The sequence below is a fragment of the Chitinophaga sp. Ak27 genome, from assembly GCF_012726295.1.
Classification (GTDB): domain Bacteria; phylum Bacteroidota; class Bacteroidia; order Chitinophagales; family Chitinophagaceae; genus Chitinophaga.
Genome location: NZ_JABAOB010000009.1, coordinates 253,183 through 268,934 on the forward strand (window position 1 = coordinate 253,183; position 15,752 = coordinate 268,934).

The following is a 15,752-nucleotide window of genomic DNA, read 5'->3' on the forward strand; positions in this document are numbered from 1 at the left end:
GAAAACGTCCTATATCGTTGCAAGAGGCAGGTCTTCTGGCTTTCCTGCTTTTCCGGTCGCCTTCCCGTTCCGTATAGCCGGAACAGTGGCAAAGTGGAGTTGATTCCGAAAAAAACATACCTGTATAAAACAGGTGCAGGATTACAGCTACGGGGATAGCTCCGGTTTCACACCGGATTCCCTTTTAATATGCCAGCATAATGCTGGAATAACCAGTTGCGGCGGCAAATTAATGAAAGGAGATGGGATCACCAAAATATTGTGACCCGTATGGCGATATCAGTGCAACGGGTTTAACTCCCGTTGCACATTTTGGGAAGAGAAGTTATTGCTGGAGTATTTACACCGTGAGCGAGCCACGGAAGCCCCTGGCGGCATAATAAGAAGAAGCGCCATTATGATAAAGAAATACTTTATCGTAACGGCGGTCACAAAACAAGGCGCCCCCGAGCGCTCTTACATCGGCCGGCGTTTGTACCCAGCTCGATGTTTTGAGATCAAACTTGCCCAGCTGTTGTAGCTCCCGGTAGGCTGCCTCTGTAAGGAGTGTAATTCCCATGGCGGCGGCCATTTCCACAGCACTATCTTTAGGCGGATGATCTTTCCGGGAGGCCAGGGCTTCATAGTCATAGCAGGCATTCCGCCGACCCTTGGGGCTTTCAGCGGAGCAATCGCAAAAGGTGTAGGCGCCGGTTTTTTTATCAAATGCAACCACATCTGGTTCGCCTTCCGTTTGTTCCATTTCGTGCAATGACCACATCTTTTCAGGGTGGGCCATGAGCCGCTCCTGTACGTCATTCCAGTTGAGGCCTTGATGACGTTGCCCGTTTTTTTCAAAACGCGACTGCAATGTTTTGAGCAGCGTTGCCTGTTGCGCTGCTGTTAGCTTTTTTTTATGGGTGGGTGTTTGTTTCATACAATCTTTATCCTTTAAGACAGCGATTTTCTTTCCGGTCGCTATTGAGCCGCCCGGATCGATAATGCGTGATAAAATATATTCAACGGGTCCCATTTGGCTTTTACCTGTTGCAGCCGGGGATAGTTCGCTTTGTAATAGAGGGTAGACCAGGGGACGCCTGATTGATTCCATTCCGCTGTGGCCAGGTCGGTATCGGGATGGTTAATCATGGCCCCATCGGTTTGCTCATTTGGTACTGGTACGCCACCCGATCCGGGGAAGAGATCTTTGTAAAAGTTACGTACCCATTCCAGGCTGGGAGCGGCGCCTTCGGGGCTGATCCAGCCGGTATTGCAGGCCACGTCGAGTATGCTGTCGCGTTGCACAGAAGCCGTAGCGCCGGAAGCAATGGTATTTACTTTACCTCCATAGGTAGCCATTCCAAGCCCACCGCCTATGGGAGCCGCCAGGGTAAGGTATTTATAGGCTGTTGCAATTTGGCTGCCTGTGAATGGACGCCGGAAGAAGGCGTCTTTTACTTTGGCCTGTGCATTGTCGAAGCCGGGCTGGAACAGTTCCGGGAAGGGGTTGAGTGCAAATCGCAGCCACGGCGTTTCCTCAATCTGTTTCGTATAGGCGAGGCCGATAGGTTCCGCAATATCGGCCAGGTGTTCTTCGATGAGGCGCGCCGCCTGTGGGCCGGTAGCGAGACCTTTAATATCCAGTTTCCCGATGTTGCGGTGGTTAAGGAACAAAATGCTGAACAGCTGGCGGAAAGGCGAATCCGGACCACTATGTTGTGCAGCCCAGGCGCCAAAGTTACTGGCCAGCTGCGAAAAGGTACTTTCATCAAAGAGTGACCAGTCCCAGGATATACGAAACGTAGTAACTGTTGCCGGTGCAGCGGGCAAAGTGGTATATGGGTCCGTGCCCGTAGCATCGGGACTTCGCAGCCAGTAGCGGGTAACGATGCCGAAGTTGCCACCGCCGGCGCCGGTATGTGCCCACCACAAATCATGGTTAGGATCAGATACTTCCCGGGTAGCGACGACAGGAAGGGCCTGCCCCGACGCATTTACCGTTACCACCTCTACAGCGTAAAGATAGTCCGCCGCCAGGCCATATTCACGGCATAGAAACCCGAAGGCGCCGCCCAATACATGTCCGCCCATACCAATACCAGGATGCTCGCCGGCCGGAAGCACTACGCCCCAGCCCAGGAACAGCCGCCGGTAGGTTTCGCCTACCGTGACGCCAGCTTCCACCGCGAAGGCGCCCATGTCAGCATCGTAAGAAACGTTCGTCATCAGGGAGGTATCGATCAATACCTGTGCGGTCGGGTCGGATACAAAGCCCTCCAGGCAGTGGCCGCCACTGCGTACTACGGGCCGCCGCTTATTGCTCACGGATTCCTGTACTGCTATCACTACTTCGGCGGTTGTGGTGGGCAATACAATATATTCCGGCTTCCCGCTGAAGCGTTTATTAAACCTTTTTCCTGCGAGATCCGCATAACGTATATCCTTGGCGGTAATCTTTTCCATATGGTATTAAATTTAAAATTTGTTGTTGGCTTATACAAATTCATCGCCGGTCAAATGTAGAGAATTTAAAAAGTAGGAGAGGGCATGGGGTACGACATTTATCAGGCAATTTACGACAAGCCTTTTAGCTTTTTAATGGTGGAATATCACCACTATCGCAATTATTTTTTCCGGGATAAAAAAAATTTGTGTAGTTAAATGGCTACGCGTATATTTGTAGTCAAATAGCTACATAATGAATTTAAGACGAGATGTATTTCAGGCCATAGCAGACCCCACCAGGAGGGCTATACTGCTACTGGTGGCCTCCCAGGCGATGACGGCAGGAGCAATCGCCTCAAATTTTGATACAGCAAGGCCCACCGTTTCCAAACACCTGCAAATACTGACAGAATGTGAACTGCTGGAGCAAACGCAAAACGGCAGGGAAATTTACTATCATATAAATGCAAAGAAAATGAAAGCCATCGCAGATTTTATTGAACCATTCCGCAAAATGTGGGACGACCGTTTTAATAAACTGGAGTCGATCATGAAAAACTACAAACCCAAAAAATAATAGTTTATGGAACAAAAAACGAAAGTCAACGCCGAAGACGGTAAGCAGGAACTGTTTATTACCAGGGAGTTTGATTTACCGTTGGAATTGCTGTTCACTGCCTACACAGAACCTGAAATTGTAGAACAATGGATGGGAACAAAAGTATTGCAACTGGAAAGCCGGAAGTATGGCAGCTATCAGTTTGAAACCTCCGATCCTAAAGGAAATAAGTACCGCTTCAGCGGCGTAGCGCATGAATTTATCCCGGACAAAAAGATCGTGCGCACCTTCGAAATGGAAGGAACACCATTCGGCCTGCAATTGGAGTTCTACGAATTTGAAGCAGTTACTGATAGTACCAGTAAACTCCTGATGCATGTCATCTACGAATCTGTTGAAAAGCGGGATGCCGTTATAAAACAGGGCATGGTGCGGGGAATCGACCTGGCACATAACCGGATAGAAAAAATCTTACAAAAACAACTATAAAAACGTCATGACAAAGAGAAATAAAATCATCTACTGGATTGCCACCCTCTGGCTTGCCCTCGGCATGACCTCCACGGCAATTGTTCAATTATCCAACATGAAAACTGAAAATGATTTCATGGCAGGATTGGGTTATCCTATCTATTTTCAGAAAATCATCGGCTGCTGGAAGATCCTGGGCGTAATCGCTGTCCTGGTGCCTAAATTCCCTTTGCTGAAAGAATGGGCATACGCCGGTTTCTTTTTCGCCATGTCAGGCGCTTTACTTTCGCATATCGCTGCCGGCGGTGTGATGAAGGATATGTTTCCTTCGTTATTATTACTTATCTTGACAGCCATTTCCTGGTATTTCAGGCCGGCCGATAGAAAAATCCTTTCCTTTAATTAAAAACAGCGTAACATGAATAATAAGGTCGATGCATTTATAGGTAGGGCGGAAAAGTGGCAGGAGGAATTTGATAAGCTGAGAAACATTATATTGGAATCTCAACTCACAGAAAGCCTGAAATGGGGTGTTCCCTGCTACTCACTACATGATAAGAACATCATCTTAATGCATGGATTTAAAGATTACTGTGCAGTGCTGTTCTTCAAAGGCGCATTGATCAACGATGTACACGGTGTACTGATCCAGCAAACGGATAATGTACAGGCAGCACGGCAGATGCGGTTTACCAGTATGAAAGACATTAATAAGATGAAGAATATACTGGTGAACTATATTCACGAAGCCATTGAACTGGAGCAATCCGGTGCAAAAGTGCAGTATAAAAAGGCCACTGAGTATCCTGTGCCGGAAGAATTCCAGCAAAAGCTGGATAGCCTGCCGGCATTAAGAACGGCCTTTGACGGCCTGACACCAGGCCGTCAAAGGGGATACTTGCTCTATTTTGCCGCCGCTAAACAGTCAAAGACCCGGGCCTCCCGCGTGGAGAAATATATGAAACATATCCTTGCCGGAAAGGGACTGGACGACGAGTGAGGTGACACATTTCATCCTGAAACATACAACCCATGATGAGAACACTGATCATGAACAAAGATTATGAAGGGATCCGGCAAGCGCTTGTTCAAAATCCGGCATTAGCCAATGAAGGCATCTCTTTTGACGAAAACAATACTACCAAAGCACATCCCTTACACCGGATTTGTGATGGTGTTTTCGCCCACGCATTTACAGACCAGGAAGGCGTTGAAATAGCCCGCATCTTTTTAGCGCATGGCGCCAACGTTAACGGCTATCCGGTAGCGGCAGGCGAGGATACCCCCTTGGTGGCAGCTGCCAGCTTGCATGCGGAGCAGGTAGGTATTTTGTATATAGAAAATGGCGCCGACATCCATCATGCCGGTTGCTATGGCGGAACAGCCCTGCACTGGGCTGCCTGGGTAGGTAGAGATCAATTGGTAGCAAGGCTGATCCGGGAGCACGCCAATATTCACCAACTATGTACCGAATTCCGCAGTACGCCATTATTCTGGGCAGTGCATGGCCTGAAACTCGGCGGCCCCGGAAATCAATCCCGACAGGTAGAATGCGTAAAGCTGCTCCTCTCCGCCGGCGCTGACAAAACGGTACCTAACCTGAACGGCACTACGCCATTTGAATTGCTGGAAGAAACAGATACGGAACTGATAAGTTTATTGAAATAAAAACAGGTGTCTCTCTTGAGACACCTGTTTTCGTTATTATTATTGATGGACATCTACGCTTTCTTCAAGTCAAACCTGTCAAGATTCATCACCTTATTCCAGGCAGCTACAAAGTCTTTCACAAATTTACCTTGCGCATCAGCGCTGCCATATACTTCGGCAATGGCCCGCAGCTCTGCATTGGAACCAAATACCAGGTCGGCCCTGGTAGCGGTCCATTTTGCTTCGCCGGTAGCGCGACTGCTCCCTTCATAAACTTCACGGTCGGCGCCTGTTGCCTTCCAGGCGGTATTCATGTCCAGCAGGTTCACGAAGAAGTCGTTGGTCAGCTGACCCGGACGCTTCGTAAATACGCCATGTGCAGATCCATCGTAGTTGGTGTTTAATACACGCATGCCGCCTATCAATACCGTTAATTCCGGTACGGTCAGCGTGAGTAATTGCGCTTTGTCAACCAGCAATTCTTCTGTAGATACAGGAATTTTGGTTTTCCGGTAGTTGCGGAAGCCATCGGCCAAAGGTTCCAGGTGACCAATAGATTCTACGTCGGTTTGGTCCTGGGAAGCATCCATGCGGCCAGGTGTAAATGGTACGGCAATGGACTGTCCTGCATCTTTGGCGGCTTTTTCGATACCAGCTACGCCGGCCAGCACGATGAGGTCTGCCAGCGATACTTTTTTGCCATCCGGCTGGGCACTGTTAAATGCCTGCTGAATGCCTTCCAGTTTGTCCAGCACCTTCTGCAGCTGTGGTGGATTGTTGACCTGCCAGTATCTTTGTGGCGCCAGCCTGATACGGGCGCCATTGGCGCCACCCCGTTTGTCGGAGCCGCGGAAAGTAGACGCGGATGCCCACGCGGTAGCTACCAGCTCCGATATGCTTAGCCCGGAAGCCAGTATTTTTGCTTTCAGCTCCGCAATATCGCTGTCATTGACTAATGGATGATTAACAGCAGGAATAGGATCTTGCCAGATCAATATTTCTGACGGCACTTCCGGTCCCAGGTAACGGGCGCGCGGTCCCATATCACGATGGGTAAGTTTAAACCAGGCCCGCGCAAATGCATCAGCAAATGCGTCTGGGTTTTCCAGGAAACGCCGGGATATTTTTTCGTAAATAGGGTCAAACCGTAAAGAGAGGTCGGTGGTCAGCATAGTAGGCAAATGTTTTTTGCTGCCGTCATATGCATCGGGGATAATCGCTGTTGCATTTTTTGCTACCCATTGGTGCGCACCAGCCGGACTTTTAGTCAGTTCCCATTCAAAGCCAAACAGGTTTTCAAAGAAGTTATTACTCCATTGTGTAGGTGTTTTGGTCCATATCACTTCCAGTCCGCTGGTAATAGTATCGGCGCCTTTACCGCTACCATAACTATTGCTCCAGCCCAGGCCCTGCATTTCTAAGTCGGCGCCTTCCGGTTCTTTTCCCACATGGCTGGCAGGCGCGGCGCCATGGGTTTTACCAAAGCTGTGTCCACCCGCTATCAGGGCTACCGTTTCCTCATCATTCATGGCCATACGGCCAAAAGTATCGCGGATATCTTTGGCAGCAGCAATCGGATCGGGATTGCCATCCGGACCTTCGGGATTTACATAAATCAATCCCATCTGAACAGCTGCTAAGGGGTTTTCCAGGTTGCGGGAGTGGACATCGCCGTCGGCTTTTTCATCGGCAGACAATACGGCGTGTGATTCCACTACACCCGGGGAGCCATGTGCGTAACGGAGATCGCCACCCAGCCAGGTGGTTTCGGAGCCCCAGTACACCGCTTCATCTGCTTCCCATACATCCTCACGTCCACCGGCAAAACCAAAGGTTTTAAAGCCCATCGACTCCAGGGCCACATTACCGGTAAGGATCAGTAAATCCGCCCAGGAAATGTTGCGGCCATATTTTTGTTTGATAGGCCATAGTAACCTGCGGGCTTTATCGAGGCTCACATTATCAGGCCAGCTGTTGAGCGGTGCAAAGCGTTGTTGTCCTGCTCCTGCGCCCCCACGGCCATCACCAATACGATAAGTACCTGCGCTGTGCCAGGCCATACGGATAAATAAAGGTCCGTAGTGCCCAAAGTCGGCCGGCCACCAATCCTGCGAGTCAGTCATCAACGCATGCAGGTCTTTTTTTACCGCTTCCAGGTCCAGACTTTTAAAAGCTTCAGCATAGTTAAAATCTTTCTCCATGGGATCAGATAGGGACGCATGCTGGCGCAGGATACTCAACTTTAAGTGATTAGGCCACCAGTCGCGGTTCCTGGTGCCGCCGCCGCCAACGTTGTGCTGCATGCTGCCATTATGAAACGGGCATTTACTGATGTCGGTTAATTCTTTTTCCATTTTTAAAAAGTTTATGGTGAGGATGAGCACTTGCCTGCACCAGTTTATTAGTGCAGGTTTGGTAAAAGTAAATACATTGATGGTATAAGTAAAATCAATTAGTTCTATGTTTTTATAGTTAAAAACTATTTATGTGGCTGAGGGAGTAGTTACCAGTCTATCGTCACCGTCCGGGGTACAGGGGGAAACAGGAATGATCAGCGGGAGGAAATCCTATACGTCATTCCTCCCTATGATGGCTTATCGCAATATACTAAAGTTAAGGTGTATTACCTGCTGTTGATGGGGGATTTACCACTTATAAATGGAGGTACATTTTCTACCTCAGCGATCCGTTCTAAATGGTGAAGCCGGCAACCCTTCCCGGTTACACAAATTCGGCTGCAGGGGGTTATCCGACCAGGCATACCGTACATAAAGCGGAGTGCTTACCGCATCGCTCCATACAGTTACCTGGTTGCCATTGATGCTGGCTTGAGCCCATACAAATTTTTTATCGGCGCCGGCGATCTCAAATGCCGATAAGGGATCACCATCTATTGTAGTGAGTCCGCTGCCTGTATGAGTAAAGCTGACTTCAATTTTGTTTCCGGTAATCGTGGCGGCATGGAACAGCGGACCCGAATAGGTAATTGGCGCTGCGTAGGCCACCCCTCTCGCAGCGAGTGCCAATCTTTCGCCTACCGATTTTTTGTTATCCGGATGGATGTCATTCCATTCACCCAGGTCAATAGCCACTGCCATGGCAGTGCGGGGCACTGACAAGGATTGTAGCTGCGCTTCCCTCAACCTGGCCCAGTTGCTTTCGGTGGGCAGATAGTTGTAGTCCATGAATCCGGGTAGTTGTACATAGAGAAAAGGGAGCGAGTCCTGCAACCATTGATGGCGCCAGTCGTGGATCAGTGCTGGTAATAATTGCTTATACTGATCGGCGCGATCGGTATTGGCTTCCCCCTGGTACCAGCAGATGCCTTTGATGGCATAGCCCGTAAATGGCGCCACCATGGCGTTGTATAAAGCGGCTGGCTGGTATTGTGGCGGCGCCGGATTACTGCTGTTGACCGGAGCGTACACTGCACCCACCTTATATTGCCAGTAACCTTTCAGGTCGATGGTATCTGTTTGGGAGAAAATGCAATACGGCTTGTCCGGCACAAATCCTCCTTTGCCGCCTGTGTTGGTGACCCGTACCACGAAAAGATTCCGGCCTGTTTTTAATACGCCCGCCGGCACCTGGTATCGACGCTGCGGGTATTGATAGGCCGTGCGGCCCACCAATACTCCATTGATATATAATTCGTCGGCGTCTACAATGCGTCCCAGGAAAACACTGGCAGCCTTACCTTTCATGGAAGCCGGTAATGTAATATCGTTGCGGTACCACACCACGCCGTTCAGGTCCTTTGCCCCCTGGTCTTCCCAGTAGCCGGGGATGTTGATCGTCCGCCAGCCTTTGGGGATATAGGCCGTATCGTACCACCGTGGCGATTGTACAAGACCTGCATCCGGCGGCAGCGTGATGGCCACTGGTGTATGCATCCGGCGGAACGCCGCCGTATCTTTATTTTGTTGCAGGAGGGCAGTTGGTTCCGGAAATTCCTTCAGACCGTCCTCACTTATCCAGGCTTCTATGGGCGTGCCTCCCACACTGGCATTGATAATGCCCACCGGTATGTGATACGTGTCGTGAATTTTTTTTGCGAAGAAATAGGCCACAGCAGAGAAAGGTCTTACCTGTTCCCCAACAGCCGGCGCCCAGTAACCATCCGGTAAATCGGCTTGCGGCCCGGTCAGGTCATAGCGCATGGGTACCGCAAACTGCCGGATATCCGGATCGTTGGCGGCCAGGATGTCCGCACGATACGTAACATCGTGAACGTTTAGCTGGTGAAACATATTGGATTGCCCGCTGCATAGCCACACGTCGCCGAACAGGATATCATGCAGCACGATTTTGTTGCTGGCGGCAATGGTGAGATTGTAAGGTCCGCCTGCCTTCGTGGGTGGTAGGTATACTGCCCAGCGGCCATCCGCACCGGCTGTTGTTTGAAAGTTGGCGCCCCTGAAATGTACTTTTATTTTTTCTGCAGGGCCTGCCCAGCCCCATAGTTTTATCTTCGCGTCCCGTTGCAGGATCATGCTGTCACGTACCAGCCGCGGAAGTTTTACCTGCGCTGTTGTTTCATAAAACCAGCAGCAAAATAGAGAAATGATGATTAACTGTTTCACAAGAAAGGATTGATGAATGATTAAAAACCGATGCTGTTACCACCATCTACCGGCAATACTACGCCTGTGATAAACCGGGCGGCATCGCTGGTAAGAAAAACAACAGCATCGCCAATATCAGCAGGTTGTCCCATGGTACCCATCGGCGTACGGCTAAATACTTTGGCTTTTCTTTCCGGGTCGCTGTCGAGGGCTTTGGCAGTCATATCGGAATAAATAAATCCCGGCGCAATAGCATTTACCCGTATTCCTTTAGGCGATAATTCTACCGCCATGGCCCGGGTCATACCCTCTATGGCCGTTTTGCTGGCAGAATAGGCGATCACCTTCGGAATACCATATTGGGCCGCCATAGAGCTGATGTTGATAATACAACCAGCTCCCTGCGGTAACATAGATTTTACCACTTCACGGCTCAGGGTAAATACGGCCGTCACATTGGTGAGCATTACCTGTTGAAATGCTTCATCGGTGACTTCCGTAAAATCTTTTTTATGGTTGATGCCCGCATTGTTGACCAGGATGTCGATTGGGCCATGGCGCTCCACAATACTGTCGACCAGTACCGGGATGCCGGCCAGGTGCGTAATATCTGCGGTAATAGCGTGACAGGCATCCCCTAACTCTTGCTTTGCACCTTCCAGTCTCTCCGCATTTCTTCCCAGGATAATTACTTTCATATCCTGTTGTATTAACTTTTCGGCGATCGCGAAACCTATGCCTGAGCCACCGCCTGTTACAATGGCTAATTTTCTTTTTAGTGCTGTCATCTTTCTTCGGCTGTTAAAAATGTATTTATCAGTTACCCGGTGCAAAGGGAAACTGTAGCTTTTTATAGTACTCCAATGTTTTGTCTGGTGGTGCATAGCCTGCTGGTAGCGGCATATGGCTAAACGTCTGGAAGTATAGCAGGCAGGCGTTTCTCCACCAGGAGGCTTCGTATTGCTGAATTTTCAGCAGCATAGTTACCTGCGCAAACCGCTGCTGATCTATAAAAGGGCGCAGGCTTTCCCAGGTATGCTGCATACCGGTTACCCTGCTCGCGCCGGTATAGTATTGGTAACATAGTTCCTCCCAAAGGTTCCTGCCGCTTTTCATGCGAAAATGCCAGGGCACATGATGAAACCAGAGCAGGTATCTTTCATCGCAGGTGTTGATGTCTTCCCATTGCCGCTGTACGGCCGGCTGGTATTGTGCCAATGCATTGCTGCCGGTGGCGGTACGATCGAAGCCGATACCAACGCTATCTGCTTTGTGGTAGTAAACGGGATTCCATTCGGGCCGATGCTGGTTATTGACCCAGGGCGCTGGCCCATAGTGATGCCCCGTGCCCATGATATGATGTAATCCGATGGGGTTGGAATACTGTACGATAATATCACGGCTTTCCAGCATCAACCGGATGGCACTTTTTAGGAAAGTAAGATCATTGGAGAAAGTCATACGCAACCATTCTTCCGCTATCTGCTCACCGGAAAGAGTATGATCCCATGCTAATCGCCCCAGTGCATACCAGTTGGCCTGCGCAAAGGGATGGCCGCACCAGTTGATATCGTTGCCGATATTGGCTACGCCGGCCATGCCGCTGAGCATATGTTGATCCAGGCTCCCATCAATGACTTTAGCTACGGTGCTGCCGGCGCCTTTACTATAAGTATCGCTTTCCAGCGTTTCTTTGAACAGGGGAGCCAGGAAAACAAGGCTGGTTCCTTGTCCCAGGTATTCCTGCGTAAGCTGGAATTCCATCATCAACGATGTTTTAGGCATGGCGCCAAACAGGGGATGAAAAGGTTCACGCGGCATGAAGTCGATAGCGCCGTTTTTTACCTGCAACAATACGTTAGGCCTGAACTGCCCGTCGAGCGGAACGAAGTCGTCGTAAGCCTGTTTATGGCGGTCTGCCGGGTTATCGTGACTGTACACGAATGCGCGCCATATCACGATGCCTTTATATGGAGCGATGGCATCTGCCAGCATATTGGCGCCGTCGGCATGGGTACGGTGATAGTCCTGTGGTCCTGGTTGCCCTTCGCTGTTGGCTTTTACGAGAAAACCACCGAAGTCGGGAATATAGGAATAGATCTCCTTTATTTTTTCTTTCCACCATCCGCGTACGCTGTCATTCAACGGGTCGGCGGTGGTAAGTCCACCAAGTTCCATCGGGGCGCTGAACCGGGCAGTGAGGTATACCCGGATGCCATAGGGGCGGAACACGTCTGCGAGGGCTTTTACTTTTTCCAGGTAGGCAGGCGTCAAGGCCGTGGCGTTAGCGTTAACGTTGGTAAGTACCGTACCATTGATACCGATGGAGGCATTGGCCCGGGCATAGTCGATATAACGCTGATCAATATACGTAGGGAGTGTATGCCAGTTCCAGATGGAAAAACCCGCATATCCTCTTTCTACGGTGCGGTTGAGGTTATCCCAGTGATCCAGCATACGTAACCGGATTTTAGGCGCCGATACAATAGGTTGATCGGGAAGAGGCTGAGCAGTTTGCAGCAGGCGCAAAAAATGAAATACGCCGTAAAGTACGCCTATGGAGGTGTTGCCGCTGATGAGGATACAGCGCTTTCCTCGCAGTGTTTTGGGAACGATCACGAAGCCCTCGTTGCCGGCGGCTTTCAACAGACCGGTGATGCCTGCCTGGGTAATGAGCGTGGACTGTTGCGGCGTGCCGGCAATCACCGTTCCATCCTGGTGTAGGGTAGTGGTGGCAGACAGTTGGGTTTGCAGCAGGTGGGAGAGGCCATTGAGCAGCTCCTGCCTGGCAATAGTCAGCGTGGCATCGGAGGGATTGATCATGACGGTGCTGATGTGGTGGCGATAGGTTGCTTGCAGCATTTTATCGGCTACCGGCGGATACCTCAGCCAGAGGTCATACCCGTTTTCTCCTTTGGCGGGAAGAAAGCAACAGAGACATAAGAACAATAACGTGGAATTTTTCATATCGACAACTACCTATTTGATGGATTTAGTGTTATTTTTCAATTATTTTACGCAATCGGTTGCGTATCATAATCCCAAAAAAGCTATTCGGGGTTCTTATTTTTCAGGGATGAAGCCCGTATTACCAAATCAGCCCGGAGGGTGATGGCATTGGTGGCGTGCAGATCGCTGATACCTTTCAGGTGGTTAATCAGGTAGGTAGCGGCCGTGTGACCAATGCTGTCGCCGGAGTATTCGACCGTAGTAAGATTGGGCGCAATCACTTTGCTGATCGGGTCGTTGTTGAAACCAGCGAAGGCAATGTCTTCCGGGATACGGAGCCCAGCACCCTGCAGTGCCAGCATGCAATAAACCGCCGCGGTGTCATTGGCCGAAAAAACAGCATCCGGGCGTTTGTTGGGCGACAGTTCCAGGATATGCCCGGCCGCGTCAGTGCCGGCCTGTTCAGAGAGGGGACCGGTAAGGTGCAGTTGCTCAGTAAAAGGCAGGTGATGGTCCTGCAGCGCTTTCCGGTATCCATTGAGCCTTTCCTGGTATACATTTCTCAATACATTACCTCCCAGGTGCATGATTCGTTTACAACCCTGGTCTATCAGGTGTTTGGTGACCTGGTATGCCGCCTCGAAGTTGTTGATCCCCACTGAGGTGCTTTCGTCATGCGGGTATACGCGGTCGAAGAAAATAACCGGAATTTTTCGTTTAAAGAACGGCTCCAGGTGATGGATATGCTGTGTGTTGGAAGATAATGAGATAAGCAGCCCATCCACCCGTTTGTTAAACATCGTGGCGGCATTGCGCTTTTCTTTTTCCACGTCCTCAAGCGATTGCGCAATGATCAGGTTGTAACCATACCGGTTGGCAGCGTTTTCCATGCCCGCCAGGGCGGAAGACATGAAGTAGCTGTTGAGCCGTGGCACAATAACTCCCAAGGTATGCGTATGCCGGCTTCTCAGGTTGCTGGCAAATGCATTGGACTGGTACCCCAGCGTTTGCACGGCATCCGTGATCTTTTTCCGGGTAGCTTTGCTGATCATGGGGTTGTTTTTTAACCCCCGGCTTACCGTGGCTGCCGATATATTTAGGTATTTGGCGATGTCGTATATCGTGATTTCCCGTTCGTCTGACATGTTGCTTCAACTTGTACTTCAAAGGAAGTGAACTTTTTTTGAATAAAAAAACGCAATCGGTTACGTTGTATTCGGTTTTTATTATATTCGTTCCCATGGACGCCTGATATTGATCGGCACGGGAGCTGCCTGTCAGCCAGGCTCTGTGCCCTTCGTCCGCCAGCAATCCATCGCGCCGCGCAGGTAGTTATTCCTGCGCAGTAATCGATTGAATAATTAAAACAACCTATTATGTTAATGCACGAAACCATGCGGTGGTTTGGGCCGCAGGACCCGGTAAGTTTAAACGATATCCGGCAGGCCGGTTGCGCAGGAGTAGTCACCGCCCTGCACCAGGTACCGGTGGGCGAGGTGTGGTCTTTAACTGCCATCCGCGAGCGGCAGTCCCTTATCGAACAGGCAGGCATGAGCTGGACGGTGGTAGAAAGTTTACCGGTAAGCGAAGATATAAAGCGGCGAAGCGGCCATTATCTTACCCATATGGCTAACTATCTGGAAAGCCTGCATCACCTGGCCACCTGTGGAATTAAAGTCGTTACCTATAACTTTATGCCCGTGCTGGATTGGGTGAGAACGGATATCAGCTACCCGCTTCCTGATGGCAGCAAGGCGCTTTATTATGAAAGGGCGGCCTTTGTGGCATTCGATCTTTTTATGTTGAAAAGACCAGGCGCCGCAAGCGATTATAGTTCCACAGAAATAGCGCTGTCAGAGGCCTGGTGGCAAACCCACACCGATGAGCAAAAAGATACCGTGTTCCGGAATGCACTATTGGGTTTGCCCGGGAGCACCGGTCGTTTTGAACCGGCTGACATATTAACTGCCTTAACCGCTTACCAGCAGATTGATGCCAACCAATTGCGAGAGAACTTATTTTATTTTTTGAGAGAAGTAATCCCGGTAGCGGAAGCCCTGGGTTTGAAGATGGCGATCCATCCAGACGATCCTCCCTACCCGGTGCTGGGGTTACCCCGTATTGTAAGCACGGAAGTGGATTTACTTCGTGTCATACAAGCCATACCCTCGCCGGCAAATGGCTTCTGCTATTGTACCGGTTCGCTCGGCGTAAGGCCAGGCAACGACCTTACAGGAATCATTCAACGATTAGGCACACATATTCATTTCCTGCACCTGCGCAATACCCGTCGCGACTACGCCGGAAATTTTTTCGAAGCAGCGCACCTGGATGGAGATACAGATATGGTGGGCATTGTACGCGAATTGTTACTGCTGATGCAACAGCGGAATATTGCGCTGCCGGTAAGGCCGGACCATGGTCACCAGATGCTGGATGATTTGCATAAAACAACCTATCCGGGGTATTCATGTATTGGACGGTTGAAGGGACTGGCGGAGTTGCGGGGATTGCAGATTGGATTGGCAAATGTGTTATTGGAGAAAATACATTAAGAGATATCATTGATTCCTATTTTTCGGAGCTCCTAATTGTTAATACACTTTTAATCGCATTTGCCAGGTATATTTCGCCTATGCCGCTACTAGCTTTGTCAATTTACCAAACGCGGAGCGCGTTTTATACTAAACTGGCAATTGTTTATGCAGGAACCAACAAAATATAGAATACAAGCAATCATGGAGAGATGAACACCTGAAATGGGTATGCGGATTTGCGAATACCCCGGGGTGGTAAATTATTTATCGGTGTTGATGATAGAGGGACGGTGGAATGACTATTATGCACGGGTGGAGAAAGTTAAGCGAAATATAGGCGACTCGATTAATATCAAGGAAATCCAATCAACTACGTCGTTAAGCCATGGCGTTAATTGTCACCAGGAGAAGAACGGCCCCGTACTACCGGATGTAGTAATTAAAAGCGATATCCTGGGAGAAAAAGACCCGGTATTAACTTACCTGCTTCAGATGATACAGTAAGCCCGCGACGACTAAAAAACAGCTATTTGTTAAACTCTTTTATGTCTTTCACTGTTTTAATAAGATAATCATTCTTCTTCTTCCGTTGTTAAG

14 protein-coding genes and 1 riboswitch are annotated in these 15,752 nt (G+C 49.8%); of the genes, 7 read left to right on the plus strand and 7 right to left on the minus strand.

What is annotated here, in order from left to right:
* Nucleotides 1–7: 7 nt before the first annotated feature.
* Nucleotides 8–232: riboswitch (cobalamin riboswitch) on the minus strand.
* A 108-nt stretch (nucleotides 233–340) separates the two neighbouring features.
* Complete coding sequence (locus HGH90_RS26245) at nucleotides 341–916, minus strand: DUF4256 domain-containing protein (protein ID WP_169192241.1); 576 nt, start codon at nucleotides 914–916, stop codon at nucleotides 341–343.
* Between the two features lie 41 nt (nucleotides 917–957).
* Nucleotides 958–2,442, minus strand: a complete 1,485-nt coding sequence (locus HGH90_RS26250; RefSeq protein ID WP_169192242.1) for an FAD-dependent oxidoreductase — start codon at nucleotides 2,440–2,442, stop codon at nucleotides 958–960.
* A 235-nt stretch (nucleotides 2,443–2,677) separates the two neighbouring features.
* Between HGH90_RS26250 and HGH90_RS26255 the strand changes: the two genes are divergently transcribed.
* The 5 genes from HGH90_RS26255 to HGH90_RS26275 are packed head-to-tail and all read left to right on the plus strand — an operon-like array spanning nucleotide 2,678 to nucleotide 5,122.
* A complete protein-coding gene (locus HGH90_RS26255) occupies nucleotides 2,678–3,001 on the plus strand; it encodes an ArsR/SmtB family transcription factor (RefSeq protein ID WP_168737513.1) in 324 nt (107 codons plus the stop codon).
* Nucleotides 3,002–3,007: 6 nt separating this feature from the next.
* Nucleotides 3,008–3,472 carry an SRPBCC domain-containing protein gene (locus tag HGH90_RS26260; protein ID WP_168762721.1) on the plus strand — a complete coding sequence of 155 codons (465 nt, stop codon included), beginning with the start codon at nucleotides 3,008–3,010 and terminating at the stop codon, nucleotides 3,470–3,472.
* A 7-nt stretch (nucleotides 3,473–3,479) separates the two neighbouring features.
* A complete protein-coding gene (locus HGH90_RS26265; RefSeq protein ID WP_169192243.1) occupies nucleotides 3,480–3,860 on the plus strand; it encodes a DoxX family protein in 381 nt (126 codons plus the stop codon).
* A 12-nt stretch (nucleotides 3,861–3,872) separates the two neighbouring features.
* Complete coding sequence (locus HGH90_RS26270; RefSeq protein WP_169192244.1) at nucleotides 3,873–4,454, plus strand: YdeI/OmpD-associated family protein; 582 nt, start codon at nucleotides 3,873–3,875, stop codon at nucleotides 4,452–4,454.
* A 32-nt stretch (nucleotides 4,455–4,486) separates the two neighbouring features.
* Nucleotides 4,487–5,122 (plus strand): ankyrin repeat domain-containing protein, encoded by a 636-nt coding sequence (locus HGH90_RS26275; RefSeq protein ID WP_169192245.1) that lies wholly within the window; start codon nucleotides 4,487–4,489, stop codon nucleotides 5,120–5,122.
* A gap of 53 nt (nucleotides 5,123–5,175) precedes the next feature.
* On the opposite strand, the gene katG is transcribed toward HGH90_RS26275, so the two are convergent.
* From katG to HGH90_RS26300, 5 genes are all read right to left on the minus strand, one after another.
* Nucleotides 5,176–7,458 carry a catalase/peroxidase HPI gene (katG, locus tag HGH90_RS26280; protein WP_169192246.1) on the minus strand — a complete coding sequence of 761 codons (2,283 nt, stop codon included), beginning with the start codon at nucleotides 7,456–7,458 and terminating at the stop codon, nucleotides 5,176–5,178.
* 324 nt (nucleotides 7,459–7,782) lie between these two features.
* Nucleotides 7,783–9,687 (minus strand): sialate O-acetylesterase, encoded by a 1,905-nt coding sequence (locus tag HGH90_RS26285; RefSeq protein ID WP_317166180.1) that lies wholly within the window; start codon nucleotides 9,685–9,687, stop codon nucleotides 7,783–7,785.
* Nucleotides 9,688–9,707: 20 nt separating this feature from the next.
* The gene (locus HGH90_RS26290) at nucleotides 9,708–10,457 is read right to left on the minus strand and encodes an SDR family NAD(P)-dependent oxidoreductase (RefSeq protein WP_168762726.1); all 750 of its coding nucleotides are present in this window, start codon (nucleotides 10,455–10,457) and stop codon (nucleotides 9,708–9,710) included.
* Between the two features lie 28 nt (nucleotides 10,458–10,485).
* Nucleotides 10,486–12,636, minus strand: coding sequence for an alpha-glucuronidase family glycosyl hydrolase (locus HGH90_RS26295; RefSeq protein WP_168762727.1), 2,151 nt, complete (start codon nucleotides 12,634–12,636; stop codon nucleotides 10,486–10,488).
* Nucleotides 12,637–12,719: 83 nt separating this feature from the next.
* On the minus strand, nucleotides 12,720–13,763 hold the full coding sequence (locus HGH90_RS26300; protein WP_168762728.1) for a LacI family DNA-binding transcriptional regulator: 1,044 nt from the start codon (nucleotides 13,761–13,763) through the stop codon (nucleotides 12,720–12,722).
* Nucleotides 13,764–13,994: 231 nt separating this feature from the next.
* On the opposite strand from HGH90_RS26300, the gene uxuA reads away from it, so the two are divergent.
* Entirely contained in the window at nucleotides 13,995–15,173 is a 1,179-nt protein-coding gene (gene uxuA, locus HGH90_RS26305; RefSeq protein WP_317166181.1) for a mannonate dehydratase, read from the plus strand.
* Between the two features lie 252 nt (nucleotides 15,174–15,425).
* Complete coding sequence (locus HGH90_RS26310; RefSeq protein WP_169192247.1) at nucleotides 15,426–15,659, plus strand: hypothetical protein; 234 nt, start codon at nucleotides 15,426–15,428, stop codon at nucleotides 15,657–15,659.
* Nucleotides 15,660–15,752: the final 93 nt, after the last annotated feature.